Annotated in this window: 13 protein-coding genes, 1 pseudogene and 1 other annotated feature; of the genes and pseudogenes, 3 read left to right on the top strand and 11 right to left on the bottom strand. The window is 36.5% G+C overall.

Features of this window, described 5'->3' with window-relative positions:
• Window positions 1-118 precede the first annotated feature (118 nt).
• The 11 genes and pseudogenes from FTV41_RS12205 to hsdR all read right to left on the bottom strand — a co-directional run bounded on the left by FTV41_RS12205 (window position 119) and on the right by hsdR (window position 17,391).
• On the bottom strand, window positions 119-289 hold the full coding sequence (locus FTV41_RS12205) for an NUDIX domain-containing protein (RefSeq protein WP_179996615.1): 171 nt from the start codon (window positions 287-289) through the stop codon (window positions 119-121).
• Entirely contained in the window at window positions 289-516 is a 228-nt protein-coding gene (locus FTV41_RS12210) for an HNH endonuclease (protein WP_373682960.1), read from the bottom strand. Before FTV41_RS12210 ends, FTV41_RS12205 begins: the two co-directional genes overlap by 1 nt.
• A gap of 345 nt (window positions 517-861) precedes the next feature.
• Entirely contained in the window at window positions 862-3,240 is a 2,379-nt protein-coding gene (locus FTV41_RS12215) for an AAA domain-containing protein (protein WP_179996616.1), read from the bottom strand.
• Between the two features lie 135 nt (window positions 3,241-3,375).
• On the bottom strand, window positions 3,376-6,246 hold the full coding sequence (locus FTV41_RS12220; protein WP_179996617.1) for a DUF4011 domain-containing protein: 2,871 nt from the start codon (window positions 6,244-6,246) through the stop codon (window positions 3,376-3,378).
• Window positions 6,247-6,659: 413 nt separating this feature from the next.
• Window positions 6,660-7,893 (bottom strand): annotated as a pseudogene (locus FTV41_RS12225) (IS3 family transposase).
• Window positions 7,502-7,618: a sequence feature (AL1L pseudoknot), on the bottom strand. (Overlaps the previous pseudogene by 117 nt.)
• A 126-nt stretch (window positions 7,894-8,019) precedes the next feature.
• Complete coding sequence (locus FTV41_RS12230) at window positions 8,020-8,523, bottom strand: hypothetical protein (RefSeq protein WP_179996618.1); 504 nt, start codon at window positions 8,521-8,523, stop codon at window positions 8,020-8,022.
• Between the two features lie 90 nt (window positions 8,524-8,613).
• The gene (locus FTV41_RS12235; protein ID WP_257221953.1) at window positions 8,614-9,324 is read right to left on the bottom strand and encodes a hypothetical protein; all 711 of its coding nucleotides are present in this window, start codon (window positions 9,322-9,324) and stop codon (window positions 8,614-8,616) included.
• Window positions 9,311-10,732 carry a DarT ssDNA thymidine ADP-ribosyltransferase family protein gene (locus FTV41_RS12240; RefSeq protein ID WP_179996619.1) on the bottom strand — a complete coding sequence of 474 codons (1,422 nt, stop codon included), beginning with the start codon at window positions 10,730-10,732 and terminating at the stop codon, window positions 9,311-9,313. Before FTV41_RS12240 ends, FTV41_RS12235 begins: the two co-directional genes overlap by 14 nt.
• 87 nt (window positions 10,733-10,819) lie before the next feature.
• A complete protein-coding gene (locus FTV41_RS12245) occupies window positions 10,820-12,310 on the bottom strand; it encodes a restriction endonuclease subunit S (protein WP_179996620.1) in 1,491 nt (496 codons plus the stop codon).
• Window positions 12,307-13,869: a type I restriction-modification system subunit M gene (locus tag FTV41_RS12250; protein WP_179996621.1), complete on the bottom strand. Its 1,563-nt coding sequence runs from the start codon at window positions 13,867-13,869 to the stop codon at window positions 12,307-12,309. Before FTV41_RS12250 ends, FTV41_RS12245 begins: the two co-directional genes overlap by 4 nt.
• Before the next feature lie 63 nt (window positions 13,870-13,932).
• Complete coding sequence (gene hsdR / locus FTV41_RS12255; RefSeq protein ID WP_179996622.1) at window positions 13,933-17,391, bottom strand: type I restriction-modification system endonuclease; 3,459 nt, start codon at window positions 17,389-17,391, stop codon at window positions 13,933-13,935.
• A gap of 448 nt (window positions 17,392-17,839) precedes the next feature.
• On the opposite strand from hsdR, the gene FTV41_RS12260 reads away from it, so the two are divergent.
• From FTV41_RS12260 to FTV41_RS12270, 3 genes are read left to right on the top strand one after another with little or no spacing between them, the layout of a single operon-like run.
• The gene (locus tag FTV41_RS12260) at window positions 17,840-18,355 is read left to right on the top strand and encodes a hypothetical protein (RefSeq protein WP_257221954.1); all 516 of its coding nucleotides are present in this window, start codon (window positions 17,840-17,842) and stop codon (window positions 18,353-18,355) included.
• Window positions 18,297-20,660: a hypothetical protein gene (locus tag FTV41_RS12265; RefSeq protein ID WP_373682961.1), complete on the top strand. Its 2,364-nt coding sequence runs from the start codon at window positions 18,297-18,299 to the stop codon at window positions 20,658-20,660. The genes FTV41_RS12260 and FTV41_RS12265 overlap by 59 nt, the downstream gene beginning before the upstream one ends.
• Entirely contained in the window at window positions 20,653-23,712 is a 3,060-nt protein-coding gene (locus FTV41_RS12270; RefSeq protein ID WP_179996623.1) for a tyrosine-type recombinase/integrase, read from the top strand. Before FTV41_RS12265 ends, FTV41_RS12270 begins: the two co-directional genes overlap by 8 nt.
• Window positions 23,713-23,846 lie beyond the last annotated feature (134 nt).

Raw genomic sequence — 23,846 nt, forward strand, 5'->3', positions numbered from 1 at the left:
AAAATACCACAAGTATTGAATCTGATTTTTTCGTAATATTCATTCAAACTTCCTCTTTGAGTTTACAACTATATTGTTAAAGTTTAGAACATTAATGTCATTTTTGAGACTTTAATGGTCAGTCACACTCTCGTTGAATAGCTTGCTCAAAACTTTCACTAGCCTCTACCTTGCCGCCAGGAAATTCCCACTTATAACTGACATAATCAAATTTAGCTTGACCTTTTTGCACAGCCAAAATTTTTTCATCTTTGATAATAATGGCTGCAACAACTTCAATACTTTGCATTAGCTATGTTTCTCTAAAGCTATAACAACCCTGGACAACAGTTTAACTTTATCTTCTTCTAAATCTAACAGATGCATACGCTTATGGCAGTTTGGGCAGAGTGCAACCGTATTGGAGATAGTATCCTCGCCACCTCTTGCCAACCAAACAATATGATGCGTTTCTAAATATGGTATTCCTTTCTTATCATGAAAAATACAAAACACGAAGAAACCAGCCACATTCACATCAAATAAAATCAATAACTTAAAATAAAAATTCCAAATACACCCTATTTCCCACCCGCTTTGAGCCTCTCAAATTCATCAAAAACCGCCCACATTTATAACCACTTTCTTGATCTTTTTATAAAAATTAAAAGTTTTTTGTTGATCCTAGACAGCCCTCGTATTTAATCTCGTGTATATCACCGACTTTGTGCTGTCCCATCCCAAATAAACGTAAGCCCCACTGTAATATAGCCTGCTGTTCAGATTCAGAAAGACAAAAAAATACCAGATGCCGCAATTTCCTCAGCTCTCATTAACTTTTCTATTTCAAAATTCATATTTACCACCATTGTTAAAATTTACTTAAGACTTAATGATCTCTTTCACTGTGATTTTCACATCACCACTTGGCAAAGATAAGGTTGTACTGTCATCTATCGTTAGTCCCATTAATGCTTGACCTAAGGGACTATTAACATGTGTAATACCTTCCTGGAAATTGTTAAGATTATTAGAAATCTTAACATTCATTATTTTTTCAGGATGCCTACTATCCAAATATCTCACCAGATCACCCGCCTCTATTATTTCAATAATATTATCGTTTGATTCATTTTGTGTTTCAAATTCAAGTAAATATTGCTTCTCAATATTAATGCTTGTCGGCCGTGTTATTTGGGTATTAATAGTATCTTGTATATCAACAGCCGGTTTTAATACTCTCAATTTTTCCAACAAAATTTGCATTTGTTCTTGCGAATTTTTAAACCAGTCTGTTGACCAAATCCGATGTATATTCCAACCCAAACTTTCTAGAATTTGTTGGCGTAAACGATCACGATCTCTACTAGATTTTGCAGAATGATAAGTTGCACCATCGCACTCAACTGCTAACAAATATTCTCCTGGATTAGCTGGATTTTTGACAGCAAGATCTAAAAAGTATCCTGCAACACCAAGTTGAGGTTCACATTCATATCCATGCTTCTCAAGCGCTTTAATGACTGCTATTTCAAAGTCACTATCAGGTGCTTTGCCAGTTACTTTTTCTTCATGTAAAAAACCAGTTTCGCAGTATCTTAAGAATGCCTTTAATGCAGTTACACCTTTACTACTTGATTCAGATGATAAAATATCAGATGAATTCATAGATGAAATTACATGCATTCTCTTCTTTGAACGGGTAAACAGTACATTGAGTCGTCTCCAACCTGAACTTTGGTTAATCGGACCAAATCTTTGAAATACTTTACCCCCAACCTGTGACGGCCCATAAGTCATGGATATGACAATAACATCTCTTTCATCACCTTGGACATTTTCAAGATTCTTAACAAATACAGGTTCATGAGATTTCATTTTTTTATCATAAAGATCCTGCAACCTAGAATCTTTTGATAGTCTGAGTTCTAATTGACTTTCGATTTCATCCCGTTGCTGACTATTCATCGCAACTATACCAATTGACTCTTCTTTATCTTGAAGAATTAATTCACATACTTCATCTACAACACTTTGTGCTTCTTTATAGTTTCGCCCTGAATCAAATATGCCAGATGCCTTCTTATATCGGATACCAAGTTCTGGAGAACTTTGGATAGGTGATGGGAACAAAACAAGGTCAGAGTCATAAAAGTATTTATTAGAGAAGGCAATTAATGATTGATGACGCGAGCGATAATGCCAACGTAAACGCCTCTTCTTAAACATTGAGACTGAATCTAAGATACTTTCAGCATCCTCTACTCCAACAAGTTCATCTTCATTTGCATCGTCAAAGTTAACTGATGTGCTGAAAAAGCTTGTAGGTGGTAATTGTTTTGGATCACCGACAATAATTGCACTTTTGCCTCTAGCTAATGCTCCAATCGCATCTTCTGGCAAAATTTGAGATGCTTCATCCATCACAACCAAATCAAAATCAAAAAGTCCTGGCTTTAAGTACTGAGCAACAGACATAGGACTCATCATGAAACATGGTTTTAATGCTTGAATTGATTTAGGTGCTCTTTCTAGCAAAGACCGAATTGGAATATGTCTTGTTTTTTTTGAAACCTCTTTTGCAATTAATGAATATTCTGTTAAATCAGATACTCTACCATAAGCAATCCCTACAGGAACATCGACTGATGAGGCATTACAAGCAATCTGCTTTCTTTGTAATACTAGTAATTCATTATCATAATTCTGAAAATTACTAACCATAGTCGATAATTCTATACCGTTATATTTTTGAATCAGTGTATCTGTATTAATAATATGCTTTGCTAAAGAACTATATAAAGATAGTTGCACCACGTCAGCAACTGAATACCTCTCTAATTCGGCATTTTCCAACTTTTTAATAATGCATCTTAAACCAGAATTTTCAGCTTTATTCTTAATAGTATGGTAATTACTCCATGTAAATAACCAATCTTCATTCTCTAAAGCTAAATTATTTCTTTTTATCGTTTCAATAAAAGAATTTTTAAGCTGATTGGTCCAATTTGCTTCAACATTAGAATGCTCTTCAAATTGTTTTCTTCTTATTCCTTCATTTTTGAAATGATGAGAGATTTCATCTAAAGATTTTTTTAATCTTTGATAACTTTCCTTATCTGATATCTTAGATAGTTTCTCTCTTAAAATTCCGAATGAATCAGAAATTATATTTAAAAGCTTAAGAGTCTTTTGAGCGCGATTTAGTTCAGCAACATTAATTTCCCCTTTTAAATCATCAAAGCTCCATTCTTTAGACAATTGAGGATAATTTTTTCTAATTTCATTAAATCGAGTTACTTTTACTACATTAGCATCAAATAAAATTAATTCATTTTCAATACGAGCTAATGAAGATTCTTTATCAATAATAAAGGGCCCAAGTTTTAATTTTAATTATTTAAGAGAAATTAATGTACGAGAAATCTCACTTTCATCATCAATAATTTCGTGGACGTTTCTCAAATGACTAATTTTACTTGCATATAAAGTAGAAAAGCCCTGCAGTAAATTCAATAAATCTTTAATCTTAGGTGCAACTTTACGATCATATTCTTCAATGATAGATTTTACTAAGTGACTCTCTAATCTTAATATAGCAGAACCTATCTTCACCTTCTCATCAAAACCAATACCATATTCATGGCGAACGCCTTTGTACCAATCACGCAATGTTTTAATATCATTTAATGGCGTATTAACTCCATCATACATATGATTTAATATTTTATATTTATCATTCAATTTATTTGCAGAATCAATACCTTTCTTAAAATCTATTAATTTAGAAAAATTATTTTGTATTTCAATAAGTGGAGTACCTTCATTTTTACTGATACCTAATATAAATTTTCGAGCGCTCCACCAACGCATCGTAAAATATTTAAAAAATCCACCTATATATATTTTTTTGTAATTTATCTCTAAGTCTTCCACACTAGGTAAGATCTCTAATTTGTACAGTCTTTGACAATCTTGATAGTTTTGATGCAACTGTTTAAATATTGGTTCAAAATCAATTATAAACTGATCAATACCAGATTCATCAAATATTTCATTTCTATGTTTTAGAAGATCAAATGGCAACCCTTTTAAATGTCCTACCAATATCTCCATAGCTTTAAAATTTTCTTCTGAATATCCAAACACCTTCTTAAGTTCAGAAGGAATATTCTTTTCAATTAATTCAATATCAGGCTTTAAATCCAACAAAGCAGTCTTAATTTTTTCTAGTTGGTGTATCGCTTCATCTATATCTTCTAAAGTGATACTTTTATCAAAAGCTTTGCTTTCATTTATCAAATTCCTAATGATTTCAACTTCACGAGAACTTGACTCTCCAAGATATTCTTTGTTAATTACCGCAACAATTACTCTGTAGTTTTTATTAATTTCATCATACAAATGAATGTATTCAGATAGTAAACTAATATTATCGATTTGATCATTAATTAAATGATAAGATATTTCCTCATCAAAATTTGGTAATTCTTTTGCATTATTAGTTACTCTTTCAACTAATTCTAAATTCACATCATCACTAAAAAAAACCTCAGAAAATAAACGTTGTATTACTGTTAATTCATAGTTCCACTCTTTAAGAAAGTTCACAATTTCTGCTTTTTCAGAATCAATTAAGTTTACCTTATTAACCCCAAACCAATAGTGTTTATAGATCTCCTTATCAGGACATTGATCCCGAGTTTGTATAAATGAATTTTCTAACAATTTCCCCCAATCAATATAGCTTTGGATATCATCCTGATTTAATGTAGTCAAATTTAAATTATCGATTAATACATCTTCAGGATTTATATCCAACAAATTCTTGAAGTAAGTTGCTTTTGTTAAAATTTCATGTGCTGTATATTTTGTCTCTCCCCACTCTTTATTAATTCTTTTTACATATTGATTTAAATAATTTTTACTTAACTCAAGTTTGTTTTTTGTGATTTGTATTTCATGTATTTTAGCATAGTGCCCCAATTGCTTATATTGTTCATTTAAGTCATGTAATATTTTTAACTTATTAGACTTATGACTATGTAATTCTAAACAGAATCCACCTAATCCAGCTTTATCTAGTCTATCTTTTACTACATTTAATGCAGCCATTTTTTCAGCAACAAAAAGTACTTTCTTGCCATCATTGATTGCTGCAGCAATTAAATTTGTAATTGTTTGAGATTTACCAGATCCTGGAGGACCTTCAATAACTAAGTTTTCCCCCTTTACGGCATCGATTAAAGCACTATGTTGAGAACTATCAGCATCGTAAATGATTGGGAATTTTTCATGGATATCTTCTATATCATCAATTTCATATTCAGAGTCGAAACTATGAGACTGACTTTCTTTGGCTACCTTACTAAATAATTGTTTAATAACTGGATGATCTTCTATTGAATACCCTTTAGGCCAATTCGTAGGATCAAGATCCTGATACATTGCTTGCTTAGAAAAATTTAGCAAGCACAGACAGACCTTGCGTTTAATACTCCAACCTACTTCATGAGACAAAATATTTTTTTCAATTAAGTCAAAATAATCTTCTGGCGTACTTTCTTCATCCAATAAAGGCAATTCTAAGCCAAATTCATTTTTTAACTTTTCATGTAATGTAACGTTACTTAATAATCCTTCATCTGACATAGATAATTCAAAATTATCATAGCCCCCATGTTTTGTTTTTGGCTTTTTTTCAATTTTTACAGGTAGAGTGAAAAGTGGAGCTAACCGTTTCAGATTTGAATCTTTACTTTCAGTCCATTCTAAAAAACCAATCGCAATATATAAAACATTCGAACCTGTTTCATTTATGAATGATTCGGCTTGTTGTCTAATATATTTAACTCGAGTTTCTAAGTCCTTTGGATAAAGTAAACTCTGTAAAACATGTGTATTTTCAGGTTTTGATGAATTACTCGTATAATTGTGACTCAATTCAAAACTAATCTCATAACCTAAATGCTTTGCCCAAGATTCAACACTTGGTCCGTGATCTTTAATACCACTACCATTCTTTTCCTCCACCCCATAGTAGCTCTTGAGCTCTGCATCTAATGGTTTAGGAATTGGTAGTAGATCTATTATTTTTCTGTCATTTAATGCTTTGAATATAGAGTTTGGTGTAGTTTCAATGAACTGAAGGCACTTACCACGTGGAAACTTATAATTTAACAGCGAATTTCTTGAACTTAAATCCAATAGTCTCTTACGAATCGACTCCAATGAATCATATGCAAATGTTGCTGTACCCTCGGTCATTTAGTCTAAAAACCTCTAAAATTCAAAAAAATATTTTTACATTGCTCTTTTATGATAATAATTTAGCATTTTTTTAATAGTTGATAAACCTGTATACCTAAATGATCATTTCACTCTACGCTGGCGTTTTTCTCAAACTGGATCTTTGACATCTCATCTCATTTTCTGTCATGGTCACCTCGATTTGGCTCATAGTAGTTTGGGCATATCGGGGGGCTTGTGAACCTGATCAGAGTCATGCTGGGTAACTTTCGAAATGATACAGCCAGTAATGGAATGATTGGCTTAAACAGAATGCATGTTAATCAAAAAATGTCAGCTGTTCTGTTTTTTTACAAGTAAACTTTCGTATCTTAGTAAAGTAAATCTATAAATTGAACCGTACCGGGTTTGTCGGAGACTTTTTATTTAAGTTAGGCCACCTGACCTAACGGATTAATTTTATCATAGTACATTGCTTCAAAATCAAAAGGTGGCACATAACCTAGTGCACTATGTACACGCTCTTTATTGAACCAATCTACCCAATTTAATGTCGCAAGTTGTACATCCGCTAAACCTTGCCAATCTGCTTTTAAATATTCAATCACCTCTGTTTTGTATAAGCCATTCACTGTTTCAGCCAAAGCATTATCGTATGAATCACCGGTCGTACCGACTGATGCTCGTAAATTTGCTGCTTCTAAACGATTGGTATAGCGAATGGAAAGATATTGAACCCCTCTGTCACTATGGTGAATCACATTCTTTGGCATGTCTCGAGCATGTAACGCTTGCTCAAGTGCATCGAGCACCATATCTGTATTCATCCGTGTCGATACTTTCCATCCAACAATTGCTCGTGAGAAGACATCAATAATAAATGCAGTATAAACCCAGCCTGAATTTGTTTGAATATACGTGAAGTCAGCGACCTGAGAAGTATTGCTTCGCAAGGGTCAGGATGATCAGCACTAAAATTGCGTTTCACCAAGTCATCTGCTCGTTTTTGATCCTCTCGGCTACGGGTAGTTTGTTTATTCTTACCACGCCAAACACCTTGTATACCTAGTTTTTGCATCAATCGAGCAACTGTACAGCGAGCAATAACATAGCCTTCACGTTTCAATTTTTGCCAAACTTTACGCACACCATATCGACCTGAACTTTCCTTCCAAATTCGTTTAATTTGTTCAGCATGATGCAAGTCATGTAGATCTCGCTTTGCTCGATGTTCTGGGTTTTCAACGAAATCTAGTGTTCGATAATAGGTAGAAGCCGCGATCGGTAAAATCCTGCAAATCGCCTCAACACCATATAACGCCTTATTGTTATGGATGAAATCTACCATTATTTGTGTGGGCGGTCGAGCTCCGCCCGGGCGAAAAAAGCGGCTGCTTTACGTAGAATTTCGTTAGCACGTTGCAGTTCTTTATTTTCACGTTCGAGTTGTTTAATACGTTCTTGATCTGAAAGTTGCTGTACTTTAATTGGGTTTTGTTTATCTAAATATTTTTGATACCAAACACTTAGAGTTTCAGGAGTACAACCTATCTTGGGAGCAATAGCGGTGATCGCAGCCCAATTCGATGGATAATCTTTCTCGGATTCAATCAATAATTGAACCGCTCTTTCTCTGATTTCAGGGGTATATTTTACTTTTTTCATCGGGACATTCTCTCAGAAAGCTTGGTCTCCGACAAACCCGGTACGGTTCACTTGTGTATAAGGTAAATGGATATTCTTTTTGGGATAAATTATTTTCAATATGTTGGTTCATCCATATTTTCCTTTTCAAACATGTTCATCATTATGGACTATTAGATGAATATCAATTTTTTTCCAAGCTTTAGCCAATGCTAGCCAAGCCTTACTTTCTTTGGACCAAATACGACGGCATAATTCAGTCAGATCATTAAATTGTTGGTCTACTTCACTTGCAACGCCATATTCCCAATGTCCTTCGTAAACACGCTCTGTTAACTCACACATTTTTTCTGCGAGTTTATAATGTGTTTCAATTAGAGAATCTTCAGAAATATAGTCTTGTGAAAAGTGGCGAAGCGTTTCTTCAGACTGAGCAAGCAGTTCTTCCGTTTCCCATATCCATAGAGAAAAACAACGATCTGCACTTAAACAGTCAATAAATTGCTTAAAGTTTTCAAGTTTCGTCTTAAATGCAAGATTCGCTTTTATTAATGTTTCGATAGGTATGAATCTCTCTTCAAAATAATGAGGGTCGATGTTTAAAGTATCTAAGTAATCTTTAGATTTACGGTCTAAGCCAATCGGTCTCATTTTCCCTCTCATTTTCTGTATATACGACACAGTTAATTGAAATTATTTATTTCACATCTATGGAAATGCTATTCAATTTGAATAGCCAATCTAAAGTAATACACCATCACTTGTATTTTTAATCGTAAACTTTTCAACAAGTTTAATAAATTCATCTTTAGGTGGAATTGTGTCACCCACCAAAAGATTACGTTTCGTCAAAGCGACAAACAAAGCAATTGAATATGCTTGGCAGTTAATCGACTTTTGCGGGTTAAACTCAATATCAGTAAATGCATCATATGCAAGTGCTTGTTGCTTTAGGTCATCATTCAGATTGAGTGCATTCAAATAAATCCAATCGTAAAAGGCTGTTTTAGGTTCAAGTTGCCAACGTGTGTCTCGATATTCAAAAGCAATCAAATTGCCTGAATTTTTAAGGCGCTCATCCTTTTTCGCATCTCGTGAACTCATATCCATAATGTCCTTAAACGGACCACCTTCTGAAAATACTTTGGATGATTGAAAGATGCTCTCAACACTGATGTTTTTACCGCTCTTGGTTTTAAACATCAAATTGAAAGCGCTGAGTTGCGTTCCTAATTCAATTTCAGACTTGCTCGAAATCTCTAGAATCTTGGCTTCTGGATTCTGCGTACGATACGCTTCATGCAAGGATCGGATCGACTTTTGTTTTTGTGTGAAGTGCATTCCAGCAAACCATTCAAATTCAACATCGACAATATCTACAAGCGTAGCGCCGTCCAGTTTAGGTACAAATACTGGTCTTTTTGCCATGATGACTTCCTTATCTTTTCTCAAATACTGTTTTGTTAATACTGACCTTAAAGCCTAAACCATCTACCCATGATAAATTAGGATCTTCTTCAATCACATGAATCTCTTGAATAAATTCTTTGGGGATATTTCCTTGATAAAGAATTTCAGCCTGATTATCAAAGGTATAGGTTTCCAATGTCATTCCTATATTCGACTCAAACATATCTAAAAAAGCATGATGTGTCTTTCGTTCAGGAATACTTAAGTTTTTAACTTTAAAAGATGCAGCATTAAATTTATTAAATATCGCTTTATCCAAGTAATCATAATTAGTCAGATTAACTAAATTTAAATTTTTATTGCCCGTTAAAAGCTCAGGAGATATTTTTAATACAATCCAATCAGCTTTACCCGTTACTCTAGAATATTTGGCAAACATTTTAAAATTTGGATGACTAAAAGAAAGTGAAACAGAATCTGTTACACCATCCCAACGATTTTCATCATTATATTTATATTCTAAATGCTGCTCATCTAATGTTTTCTTTGTTAATAACCCCCTTGTCAAAATCGACAATAAATTATCCTTATGTGTAAAGTGATAAATGGCATCTATCTTTTTCAATTTAGAGGGGTTAAATGACATTTGCTCAATAATCTTATTCCATTGCGCTTCATTCAGCTCTGAATTTGCATAGATACTTTTTTCCCAACTGTCGTATATACATTTCAGTTTTGGTAGCGATTTTTCACCTGTCAAATAATAACGAATATAGATAAATTCAACCAATCCTTTCGGCAGGGCATCTAGCTTAATATCTAGTATTCGGCTAGATGTAGCTGGTATAGGTGGACAATTTTGGGGTGCTAATTGAGGAGTTTTACTCTCATTATCAACTCTTATAGAGTGTCTTTTCTTTAAACTTTCTTCAGAAGCAACTTTTGTTTTTAATTCTTTATTTTTAGATTCAATTTCAAGTTTATTATGCTCTTCTATAAGTAAAGCTAGACGTTCTCCACGCTTTTTTGCCTCTAAAGCTTCAAGTTCTTTACGTGCTCGCTCCTGATAATCTTTATTATATTCAAAAAATTCTACCAGAGAAACTTCTTTTAAACCCAATTCTATTCTTTTATTATTTTGCTCTTTACATACCGCTTTCATGCGATGATAATCTTTTTCATATTTTTCTTTTTGATATTTATCAGCTTTATCATCCCACTCTGCTGTAAGTTTTGCTAACTGAGCTGAACCCTCATGTATTGCCTGTAGTCCTTTAAACAGTAAGTCTTTACTCGTATTATAGTTTTTTTTGATATCTTTTAAAGCTTGCTCTTTTTTTTCAGCTTGAGATTTGTCTTTATGAGGACTATTTGAACCAAATGCATTAATTAGAGGCGCTATTAAAATAAATAGTAAGAAGAACCCTCCTATAAAAAAAAGAATTTCCATTACACCCCTCACATAAATTTAATATAGCTCAGACACTCTTTCGAGTACCTCTAAAACCTTTCTTATAAACCATAAAAGCTAAAAAGTTTATTTAACTCTCTTCGCCTTTTTCACCGGCTTTCTCGCTTCCCGTTCCGCCTGAATCTTAACAAGCAGACTTTCAGCACTGTTTACCCCTGTAATAAGCTCTTGATGCTGTTCACGCCATTCGGCAGTCAGTTCACCGCTAAAGGCTTTGGCTAAAATAGATTGAGTAAGTAAATTCACTCGTCTTTGAGCTGACTGAACAAGATTCTCTATACTTTTCGAATACTTATATAAAGCATCTAGTTTAATAACAATGACATCTTGCTCTTCTTTAGGAGGTACAGGAACTGGGCATTTAGCAAAATCTATAATGGATAGATGTTGGATTGCCATTCCTTGTGCCTTATCAAATACAAATTTTTGGGTAAATTCACTATTTGCTAAATACTCTAAATAATCCTTATTCATCCCAGTAGAACGCAACCAACACACAGCTACACTTTGATTAATACAAAATGGGATATCTGTTCTGACTAACCCACTTCTACCAATTGTTCCATCTTTAGTGATTAGTAAGTCACCCTGCTGTGGTCGATCCTTATCTGATAAAGAAATATAAGCTTCTTCTGTCGTAAAATTCGCATCTTCTATTTTTATATTGAAATTCTGGACATCCTTAGCAGTTAATAGTTTTTTCCCACTCTCAGATTTTGGCATTGGCTTTGTAAAACCATATGTGATCCATTCAGAAATTTTTCCCCATGAAGTAAATGCCCAACTATTAGGAATTTCAAATAAATAATCCGCATCAATTTGACACTCGATCGAGGACTTCTTTTTCTTTAAATCAGGATTAAGAGTTAAATAATTATCTTTCCTTAATTTTTCAATATCTAAAAAACTATCGACAGACTCTTTAGTTAAAGCTGCTTGTCTCCACTCCTCCGTCAATCTCCCACTCACCGCATCCGCCAAAACCGACTGACGGAATTTTTTAAGAATGGCAGGAATAGCATCTAAACGGGCTTTAATTTGCTCGACTTGAGCAAACATCACATCAAGCTGACGAACGATTTCTTGTTGTTCGGCTAAGGGTACGACAGGAAAATCTAAATTATTGATTACTTCTAAGCGAATACCCTTAACAGTAGTTCCTGTTCCCAACGATTCAATCAGCTTTGATTGAGAACGATACCAATAAACAAAAAAGTTTTTATCAATATTGTTATCTAAAAAAATTGCTTTTAAATCTTGGTTAATTGCCGAATCAAAGTTTGCAACAACAACTTTTCCTAAACTCATACGAGTCGCAATAATAGGCGTGCCTTTAGGAATTAGATTCGTGGCACTATTATCAATTGCCTCTTGAGTAATATGATCCACAGTATCTTCAAGAATATTTTTATTCATATCCTTAACAGACATCCAAGGAATATTACCTAGATAATATTCAGGATTATTTTTACTTGGAGTACCGCCACCAACTATTTTAAAAACAATTTTCTCAAACTTTTGAATCGACCACTCAACAGGCAAATTATTTAAACTCATGCCTGTTCCTCAACGCTCAAACCTAAAGCATCTGCAAGCAATTGCTTTTGTGTATTGGCTTCATCCGTTTGACCTAAAGCCTGCATCAAAGCATCCAGCTCGACCAAAGCCTGTGTCAATTCAACCATCGCTTCACTCGCCAACACATGAGGTTCCGGCAAATTCGCAGCATCCACGGCGTCATTATCTTTTAACCATGAAATATCTAAAGAATCACCTTTCTGCTCTTTAATCCATTCACGGCTAAACTTACGCCAACGGCTGTTCTCTAAAGTTTGCTCTTGGCTTTCTTCAGTTAAAGACCATTCACCCTCTGCACGTACTGATAAACCTTTCGGGTCAGCGCCGTAGACCGTTTCAAAGCCTTTTAAATGCGCTTCGGTAAATGGCGTGCGCTTACCAAAACTTGGCATATTGGTGCGGAGGTCATACACCCACGTCTCAGTCGTACAGTTTTCATCTTGTAGCGGATTGACTTCTGTTCCTTTGGTAAAGAACAGCACATTGGTTTTCACGCCTTGCGCGTAGAAAATCCCTGTCGGCAAACGCAAAATCGTATGCACATTACATTTGTTCATCAGGTCCTGACGAATTGCTGTACCCTGTCCAGCTTCAAACAGCACGTTATCAGGTAAGACCACGGCGGCACGACCACCTGGTTTTAAGTTCTTATAAATATGCTGCAAGAATGCCAATTGCTTATTTGAGGTATTAAATGGCAAATCATCACGGGTAATACTTGCTTCACCACCTTTAGACGTACCAAATGGAGGATTGGCTAAAATCACATCCGCTTTTGGCAAAGCCTGCCCTACAGGACCAAGCGAGTTACCCAGCTTGATTGCACCTTGCTCACCACCAATATCATGCAACAAACAGTTCATTTGTGCTAAACGGCGCGTATTCGGTACAAGCTCTACACCAACAAAAGCATCTAAAGTATAGAACAGAGTTTCTTGTTCAGTCAGTGCATACAAATCATGGTGCTGTCGTATATACGCATCCGCAGCAATTAAGAAGCCCGCCGTACCGCATGCAGGATCTTGAATCACTTCACTTGGCTTTGGTTGCATACAATGTACTATAGAGTTAATCAATGGACGTGGAGTAAAGTACTGACCTGCCCCTGACTTGGTTTCGGTCGCATTCTTCTCAAGCAAGCCCTCATACAAATCACCTAGTCCATCCGCTTTAATGCTAAACCAGTCCAGCTTGTCAAATTCATTGATCAGTTGCTGTAAATGGCGAGGTTCACGTAAACGGGTTTGAGCATTGGCATAAATTGATGCAATCAGCTCATTCTGATTTTGCGATAAATCAAGCAACATCTGCTTATAGAAATTGAGTAATTCAATACCGTTATGATCTTTAAAATGCGACCATTTATATTTTTCAGGATAAATCTTGGCAAGTGTAGAAAACTCGTCATCCAGCTCATCGACCATTTTGACGAAGAGTAGCATCACCAGTTCAGACACATAGTCGCTATAGTTAATCCCATCATCTTTTAATACGTCGCAAAGATTCCAGAGTTTTTGGACAATATCATTTTGTGTCATGTGCTGCACTTCATCAGAAAATGTGAAAAATATAGAAATTTTATTACGGGTGGATTGTAGCAGTTAAGAGGCCTGCCACAATCCGTCATGAATATCATCGACCAGTTTTTCAACGTCACTATCAAGCAACTTGCTCAGCCGTTTCACTCCGCCGTCTTTGGCAAATTGATGGTGAATCATATTCTTGTCGACCACCACCTCTTTGGCAATAAACAGGGTTAAACGTGCCAACCATTGCTTTTGATCTTCCGTCCATGCACGCTGCTGCAGAATCTTGTTTAGGCCACGCTGATAACGTTCTTCCACCGATGAGATTTCCTCACCCAATGTTGAACGGCGAATCATAGAGATGATCTGTGAAGCATATGTTTGATTTGACTCATTACCACCTAGTGCCTGGGTTAGCTTGCTTTGGGTAAAGCCTTTGCTGGTCAACAAGTTTTCCAGTTCTCGCAACTGCTCGCGAGTCAGATCTGATGGTCTTGTAACAACTGCTTTAATCGCAGCATTGTCATTCACGGCTGTTTTAATGAAGCTATCAAAATATTCCAGATAATCTTCAGGCTGTTGATGTGCCGTATCTACAACGCGTTCAATCAGCTCGTCTTTCTCGTCCGAGATAATGGGTAAATCCAAGGTGCCGAGAGCACTTCGAACCTCAGTCAAACGTGCTTCTAAAATCGCACTGTTTTGCTGTAGCCAAGTACCAAGATCATCAATACCTTTAGCACGCAGCATCTGAGGTAGCTTAAAGGATTCAACCCCGAAGTTTTCTTTGATTTTTCCAAGTGCTTCACGCAATTTGCCTTGATCAGGATGATGCTTAAACTTCTCAGCCTTACCTAAAATACGGGTCACTTTCTGAATAAATTCATCGAGAACGATATCCGCTTGCGTACGCTTGACTTCATCAATACAAGGAACATTGATTGCTTTAGCTTTCTTCATCAATTCAGGATCACTTAACTCACGAATCAACTGATCAATGCTGATATTTGGACGCACGACAATCGGTTGCATGGTATTCACCGCTTGCAAAGTCGCAAAAATATCTACGGCGTCGTATATACGGAATTCTGTTTTACCAATATCAGGACATAACCGAGTTGCACGACCAAGCATCTGTTCAAACAGCACACGTGAACGAACTTTACGCATAAACACCAGATTACAGATTTTAGGTACATCAATACCCGTGGTAAGCAAATCTACGGTGACGGCGATATTCGGAAACTTATTCTTTTTATAACTCTCTACCAGTTTGCTTGGCTGATCTGCATTGCCTGTGATTTTCACCACAGCATCATTATTCCAGTCTTTTCCATATTTCTCTTTAAATAGCTCATTTAACAATGCTACCACCTGATCCGCATGACGATCCGTCACACAGAAAATCATGGTCTTTTCATCACCGAGTGGATTGAGGTCTTCAACCAATGCCTGACAAATCACTTTATTGAAGTTTTCATTGATCACACGACGGTTAAAGTCTGCGACATCAAAATCCATATCATCGGGTATCAGCGCCGTGGTCTTTTGTCCGGTGGCATTAGTCATCACCTGAACGCTTGTTCCTTTAGGTATTTCAATACCTGCCTGACTAAGTTTGGTGATGTAGCGAATCGGTTTATCATAGTTAACTAGATAGCCTTCTTCTACAGCACGAGTAAAACTGTAGGTGAAGACAGGCTTACCAAAAATCTCCGTTGTATGTAGTGCAGGTGTTGCAGTCAAACCAATCAAGGTGGCATCAAAATAGTCGATTACACGCTTATAGGTAGATAGATACTGCGCCTCATCACGAATCGTTTCCTCACCTTCGGTCATTTCCTTATCAAGGGTATAACCACGGTGTGCTTCATCAATGATGATACAGTCATAAAAATCAATCGGCAGTGGTGCATCACTGTTAAACAGACGATGTACCAAGCTTTGCACTGTAGCAACTTGAACTTCAGGACGTTCAGTAGTATCTACACCTAAATCGGCAACAGTATAGATTTGTGCCAGGGTTTGGCCTTGCTCAATAACTTCAGCACCAAATGCATCAAATGCCTGTGTACCTAAAGTAGAACGATCAACCAGGAACAATATATGCTTATAACGCTGGCTTTTGATTAATCGGTACATTAGACCAGTCGCTAAACGCGTTTTACCTGTGCCTGTAGCCATTGCCAATAAAATACGTTGCTTGTCTTTGGCAATTGCTTGCTCAACCGCTTTAATGCCTTCTCGCTGATAGGCACGATCATTGAATGGCAGAATCTCGGTCTGTTCTAAATATTCATCTGCACGAGCAATATCATGCTCAAGCTTTCGCTTCAACCCTGCTGGTGAATGGAAACCTTGCAACACCTTAGAAATGTTGGATGGATGTCGTACATCACGAAACCAGATTCCGCCCTCATCAGCTAAACGCTTAGACTGCTTTTGACCATTACATGCATATACAAAAGGAATGTGGTAAACCTTTTCCTCAGATGTCCACGGCGTATTCTTATAGGGCTTGTCTAAATCAGACGCAAATAGAAAGCCTTGTGAGTAACGCTCCGCCTGACGAATATACTGACTGACGGTTTTGTTCTGCTTCTTCGCTTCAACCACTGCAACAGGCATTAAGCCTTCAAAAAGTACATAATCCGCAAAACCCTCTTCACCATCCAGTAACGTCGGATATTCTGCTATTGCAAGGTTTAAACCCTTTTGCGGGCGAACGCCATTGCTATACCTTAAAAGCTGTGTATCTGCCTGCCAACCTGCGAGCTGAAGCTGACGGTCAATGAGCTCTCGTGTTTCAGCCTCGGACAATTCAAATGAAGCATTGGCTATATCCAATTGCTCATCTTCAATAGGTGTCTCTAAAGTAGGCATGGTTGCCTGCTGTTCCAACTCTTTTACTTTTGCTTCATAGGCAGCGAGTTGAGCCTGTAGGGTTTGTGCTTCTACTTGCTGCTGGTGCTTAAGCTGTAGATTCTCTGCTTCTAGTTCTGCCAATTTATGTTGAATATCTGAGTGAACAGTTTGCTTGTCCTGTGCCGTACGCAACTGCTGCTGTAGCTCCATCAATTCAAAACGCATGCGCCGCGCTTCAAGTGTTGGGTCGACAGGTGCTTTAAACTCAGGAAACAATTTGGTTTTTTGAGTGCTCAGAATATACAACCACTGTGCCATTCGATATGACAACCGTAAAGAAGTCAAAGCATCACTATGATCGGTTTCGGCATCATGCGCACCTTTATTACCATTAACACGCAAGGTATGCAAAACAGAGATAAAGTCAGCTTTCAGCTTGAGCCTATTTTCCACTAAACGAATACGGGAGAGAAAATCCGACTGCTGAGGCACTTCAAGCTGATTTGCTTGAGCTACTTTATTTACTAGCGCTTCAGCAAATTTTCGGGTCTGTACAAGTGTATGTGCTGGTGCTGTGTAATATGCCGCTTCTGCACTGACCAATAAAGCATGCATCAAAGGATCTACATCCTTTAAGAAATCAAACTGAGACTCAGCCAAATTCATCATATTTTTTGCAACTATCTGTATTTTATTATGCTTTTATAAAAAGCTACCCCTTCAACGTAGCATATCAGTTCACGTTATTTTTATTAAGAAAAATCTTTTGTACATAAGTCTATAGTGAGAATAACCAAGCCATCAAAAAGGATGGATACATAAAATTACCTAGAGTTTTTATTCTATGTCTATGAGTAATAAACACCTAAAGCTTCCAATAGTTCATCCTATATTATAGATAAGTAAAATACAAAACTTAGTAAAACCAGCCACATTCAATAACTAATAATCAACAACTTACACAAAAATATATCTAGCTCTGCACTAAGCATATTATTTTCAAAATCTGAAATTCATCAAAAACCATCCACATTTATAACCATTTTCTTGATCTTTTTTTTGAAATTGATTTTTTAGCCATGTCTTTATTTACATTACTAAAATAAGGAGCATAAACATGGCATCTAAACACTCAAATCAGAAGAAATACGCTAAAGCTAAGTTTGACTCACATCAGGTCACCCTTACCCCATACCCACCTTTAAGTAAAATTTACAATTGCTATGCACAAATCTTAAAGGCAGCAAAATTGCCTTCAATTTATCAGCCTGATATCAAGTTACTTTATCCCTCAAAAATTTCAGAGAATGAGTTCTTCGTCTTGGATAACTTCCTGCTTCTATATACTTCCAAAACACAAAGTTTATCCATCAATGCACGCTATATTGTGCAAACCGACATTGACCTACCTCTGCTCAAATATCAACTCAGTACACGCTTATTCAAATTAATCACTGAGCTTAAAATTGATATTAAATGTATTAATCCAAATAGCGTACTACATACATTCAATGCTTCACTTTCTAAGCATGCGATTTATGACCTAAATGCACTTCACTCTGAAAAACCACGCTGTGAGTTATCGCTTGATTTGCTCGCAAAACTCATCGGCTGTAGTCGTAATCAGCTCTAGTATCAACAAAAACAAATCCACTCTAGTTACACCGACAAAATCCAGCAACTTACGCAAAAGTGCGCAGCGCTCAAACATCTTGAGCCTAACCCAGAACTATTTTGGAGGGCTCAACATGCAAACTAGGCCATTAATTCAGCGTCTTTTAGAGAAAGAATTCATACATGATGACTATGCTGAAATGCTTGAGCAATACTTAGACGGCATACCCCTTATCCCTGAATTAAAGCAATTATTAACACTCGACATCAAAGCAGAGCCGAATCATCAGGATCAACGGACACTTTTTTTACCTGCTCCACCTTCTGTTTCAGCACATCCTATTTGTGCCTATATTTATTCAGTACAACAGCACTCACAGCATTCAGTTATACAGCAATGGGCAGTCCACAATTTACATGCTGCCTGCATTCTTAAATCTATTCCAAATGCAGGTAAAAAAGACCATCAAACCACGATTATTAAAGTACTTGATCGATTTAGGTTAGCAAATGAAGCTTATGCTGCATTACAACTAGGAAATCAACTCAATAAGTATCAGCAAGAGTACTTATGGCTATGGCAACAACTTCCTAGCGTTAAAACACCATTAGCTGACCTCGTCAAATATTTACGCCTTTTAGAAGCTAATCATCAGCTCAATCGCTTTCAGTATTTACTACTACTTGATATACGGCGATTTTATGATTATGTATTAGCACTCAAACCCAAAAAAAATTATTCAGCACCACCCAAACACATAGATGAACCACATTATCTAGATGAGCACGGCGCAATTTTATGCTGCCCACAGGATATACCTCAGAAAGAACATCCTGCACTCTTCTTCGAACAATTACAGGACGAGCAGCCCAAACAGCAATACTCACTTAATACAGCACAAGTATCACCTTTAGCCACTCAATCCAGTTTTCTACAACATAAAATTAGCCAACTCACACAACAACACATTATTAGACAGCAGCATGATTTTACGTGTAGCAAGCATTACCCTGACTTCAACAGCCTGAGTTTACTTGTAAAGCATTGTCATGAGCACTATTTAAACAACATAACTAAAAACAAAGCATATCTTTTTATCCTACTGAGCTTTCTCACTGGGGTACCTATTGAACAATGGCTTAATCTACAAACAAATCAGCGCCGTGCCCTAAATAAACGACAACAACTCATTTTAGAAAACGATCAATATTTTCTACGTTCCAAATTCACGCTGTTTGAGGACCCTGCTTTTGAATACAAAGACCAATTGCTTAATCAGGTTACCCATTTCGACTTACCCTTAATTAAGGAACTTATACTTGGTCTAAAGCAATCTCCAATAGTGAGCCAAGACCAAGTCAATCAGGCATTAAAAAAATGCCGTGAAGAACTGTTTATTCCATCTTTATCAACTAAAAAAATAAGTGTTTTACTACATCACTGTATTTACCAACAAACCAAGAGCCAGCAATTGGCTGACATACTCACAGGCATTGATGCAAATCGATCCGTTTCTATTTCATATTGCTCATACCCTGTGTATAAATTACATCAAAATTATCAAGCAACTGTGCAACAACTATCACACGACTTGGCCGCAAAGCTTCATATTTTTGCAGATGATGAGCAACTAAGATTTGGTAGCTGTAAAGCTCCCAAGCCAGCGACAGTGACGGCAATATTTGCTTACTTACAACATCAGATCATTCAAGCTCAACACCATGGACAAATACTTGAAATGTTCAATCACTATAATGTCTGGCTTTGGCATATATTATTATTTTTCAGTGCGGCTCGACCTGTAAGTGAATTCCCTGGTTTTTTAAGAAATTTTGATTTAAAGCTTCAATGGCTTTGGGTTTCAGATAAAGAAATACATACCAGAACGAATGATGGTCGCTTAATTCCCCTCTGTGATTTTGTAGTGAAGGAAATCCACCAATTCATTACCTACTTAAATGAATTCCAACAACTGTGTCCAGAGCATCAACCGCACATTCAAGAAATTTTAAGCAGTAAAAAACCTCTTCTCAGTGTTTACCAACATGGACAATGGCAAGCCCTCACCCCTCATCTTGTAAGCCAATTTACCCACTTCATGCAACTCGAGCATGCAAATTGGCTTAGACATACGACTCGAGCTTACCTTACCTCAAAAGCAGATGAAAATTTAATTTTAGCTGCGTTTGGACATGAGCAGAATCAACAGGAAATCGGGCAAAAATTCTCAAGTCTGTCTCTTCAACAATATAAAACCCTCGCTGCTCATCTTAACGACATGCAACACACTTTTAAAATTGATGGAATGTATGAACATGCTTAAAGAAAAACACTATGCACATGAACGCCGTACAAAGAATAGAGATCAAAAGCACATAAAAGAGCGCTTACAAATTCAAGCAATCATCGATGAATTTCTATCGTTCGAACAATTACAGCAAGCACAACAATCAGAAGGAATACCATCCCTCTTTAACCAAGTAACTCAGCATCTAGATCAACATAAATTTAGCTTTTCTCTAAGAAGCAGATTTTATCAGCATTTCCGCAAACAAATTATTCAATACAATCGAAATCTTCAAACAGACGTACCTTTACCAACTCACCACCTAGTTTCTATTCAACGCACACCATTACTATTCAATGAATCGTGGCTAGATGATTCAAAATTCATAGTACAAATCAAAGAAAAGCTTTTAAGATATTGGTACACGGCAGATGGTTTTACAGCGGATGAAAGTATAGGAAATATCCTAATCTGCGCAATCCTGTATGGCGGAATCTCTAATCTTTCCAGCCTAGAAGCATTGTTAGAACATTTAAAAGAACAAGGCCCGATTTATCAACTTCAAAAAATACAAATACCCCTGATCTTTCTAGAACCTCAATCGCCGCAATATGGTGATTTATATGATCCTAAACAAACCTTGAGGAAATCTCGCAATTTTGTACCAGACCGGCTAACACAGCTCTGGATTACTCGATTTAAAACACAATCAATAGATATTCAATACGATTGCTATACTTATATCCGTTACATTTTTAATGCCTTAGAGCTTTCTTTTAACCAGAATAAATTTAATCAGCTTTTACAAGCCTCAAGTCATTCATTTATGCAACTAGACAAGGTCAATTTAAGCCCTGCGCTTGCACTGTGTTTAACTGAAGAAATAGAAACCTGTGGCTTAAGTCCAAGTGCTTTTAAACGCTATCTCTCACCTCAGCTAACACTTGACCACTCCTATCAAACTGAAGAACCACAGCCCCAAAATATCAACGACAAAGCAAAAGAGGAAAAATTACACACTGAGGATCCGCTTGAGGCACTCACTGCTTTGCATAAACAAATTTTGACGTTCTTCAAAAATACTCATAAGACCACCTCAGATCTATGTAACCTTCTGCATAGCCAACATGCCAATCTTCCAGAAAATGCCAAACGGCTTGGGCTTTGGCTATTTAGCTTATTTCGTCCGACTACAGAAGATATTAAGCAAATCACAGAGCTTTATCAGCTCGATCAAAACAAGTACTTGCGCTATATCGCTCAACAACAAAAAATTCGTCATTCCTCAATTTATAGCTATTACACCAAGTTAGCAGAGACATGGTTACTACATAGCACTGACTTTATAGAAGAATCCAATCTCAACGACCATCTAGACGTGATCTACAACCGCATGTTAAACGGCGTCGGTAAATCTAAATCACAAAAATTCGCACTTTTAAAACGATTCCATCAATTTCAACAAATGCTATTCAATGCTGAATCATTTCCACTGCAGACCGAAGGGCAAGATTTCAGCTCACCAAAAGCTGAAATCATCTCAGGAAAAACCTTCAAACATCTACTCGTTCAGCTTGCACACTATCAAAACCCACGTTATACGGTACATGATTTAGAAATGTTAAGTATCGTATATACGATAGCTTTTCGCACAGGGATGCGCATTAATGAAATTCTCGGCTTGCGAATCAAGGACGTTGAAGGCGTTCAAGCTAGTTCCATTTGGATACGTCCATATCGTTCGAAGAAACAACAACATTTACTGAAAACAGATAGTGCTGAACGTAATCTAAACGTCCAAATTCTACTTAGCGAAGAAGAGCATCTTAAGTTTCAGAGATACTGTAAAACACGCCGTATGGCTTATACACCAAATCAATATCTATTCACGCTGTGGAATAGCATTGATCGACTAAAACCCAACTTGGTAACCTTTCCTTTTCAACGCATTCTCCATGTAATTCTGCCAGAACACAGATATTCATTTCATTCTTTACGGCACTCAGCAGCAAATAACCTCGCTATGATCTTGAATATGAACTACGAGTTTGTAGCTGCCTTCACGGACTATTCAAACGATCATTACCACTTGATCCGAAATGGGTTATTACGCTCGAAAACACCACAAGATTGTTGGTATCTACTTGCTCACTTGCTCGGTCATATCGAACCCACAGAAAGTTTTCGCAGTTATATACACCTATCTTATTTAATGGGCGGCTATCAATTGCGTCAATTTGACCCAATGATTAGCTCTGCAGTTATTCAAAAAATCTGCCTAACACCAATAACACCGTTGAAACATGTTAAGGAAAGCTATCTCAGTAGTTACGATAATCAAATGATTCAAGCAACCCATGCAGTTTTATTGGACACAGTACAGCAATCAAGTTTACTTCCCCAGAAAATAGATGCTCATCAACTCCCTGAACATCGTTACATTTATGGCACTAGTCAATCTGGGTATTCGTCTTTAATGATCACAAAAATACTCAAAGCATTAGATCAAGCCTATTCACCCCAGCTTATTTCTCAAAAGTATAACTTTCCAATTGAAACACTCATGCTCTGGCAACAAAATATACTTAGGCTCAAAGAACTCAAAAATCGCAAGAACCGGTCTCGCTTCATTATTGATGCGGATAAATCACAACGCATACTTCCGCATATTGAAACAATGGAAGAAAAAATAGTCTTAGAATATTTTTTTAAACAGCTCAACCAGCATAGTTATAATGATATCCATATATTAAATGCACTAGCTATTTTTGAAATGAAGGCTAACATTTCACACGCGGGATTAATCTTTAACAGTGCTGAAGTAAGACTAGCAAATCGATTTTTGACAGGTATTTATTCTTTATTTCCAGCAAAATATTGGCAGATCGCTCTACCCCTTAAAATCTCACAAGATAAGCTTACTGAAAAACTGCAGATTAAATCAATACCTTACCGAATGAACAGCAGTTTAAGTAATGCTTTTAAGCTTGAGCTAGTATCCCAAAACAATGGAAAGGCACTAACCGTCTTACGCTATTGCATGTTGGTTTTACTGATCCTATGTACGCCGTCGCAACCTAGATCATAGCTGATCTTGAACCGTACCGGGTTTGTCGGAGACCAACTTTCTTGAGAGAATGTTCCAATGACAAAACCAAAATATACCCCTGAAATCAGAGAAAGAGCGGTTCAATTATTGATTGAATCTGAAAAAGATTATCC

This window comes from Acinetobacter sp. YH16051 (genome assembly GCF_013417135.1).
Lineage (GTDB): Bacteria > Pseudomonadota > Gammaproteobacteria > Pseudomonadales > Moraxellaceae > Acinetobacter > Acinetobacter towneri.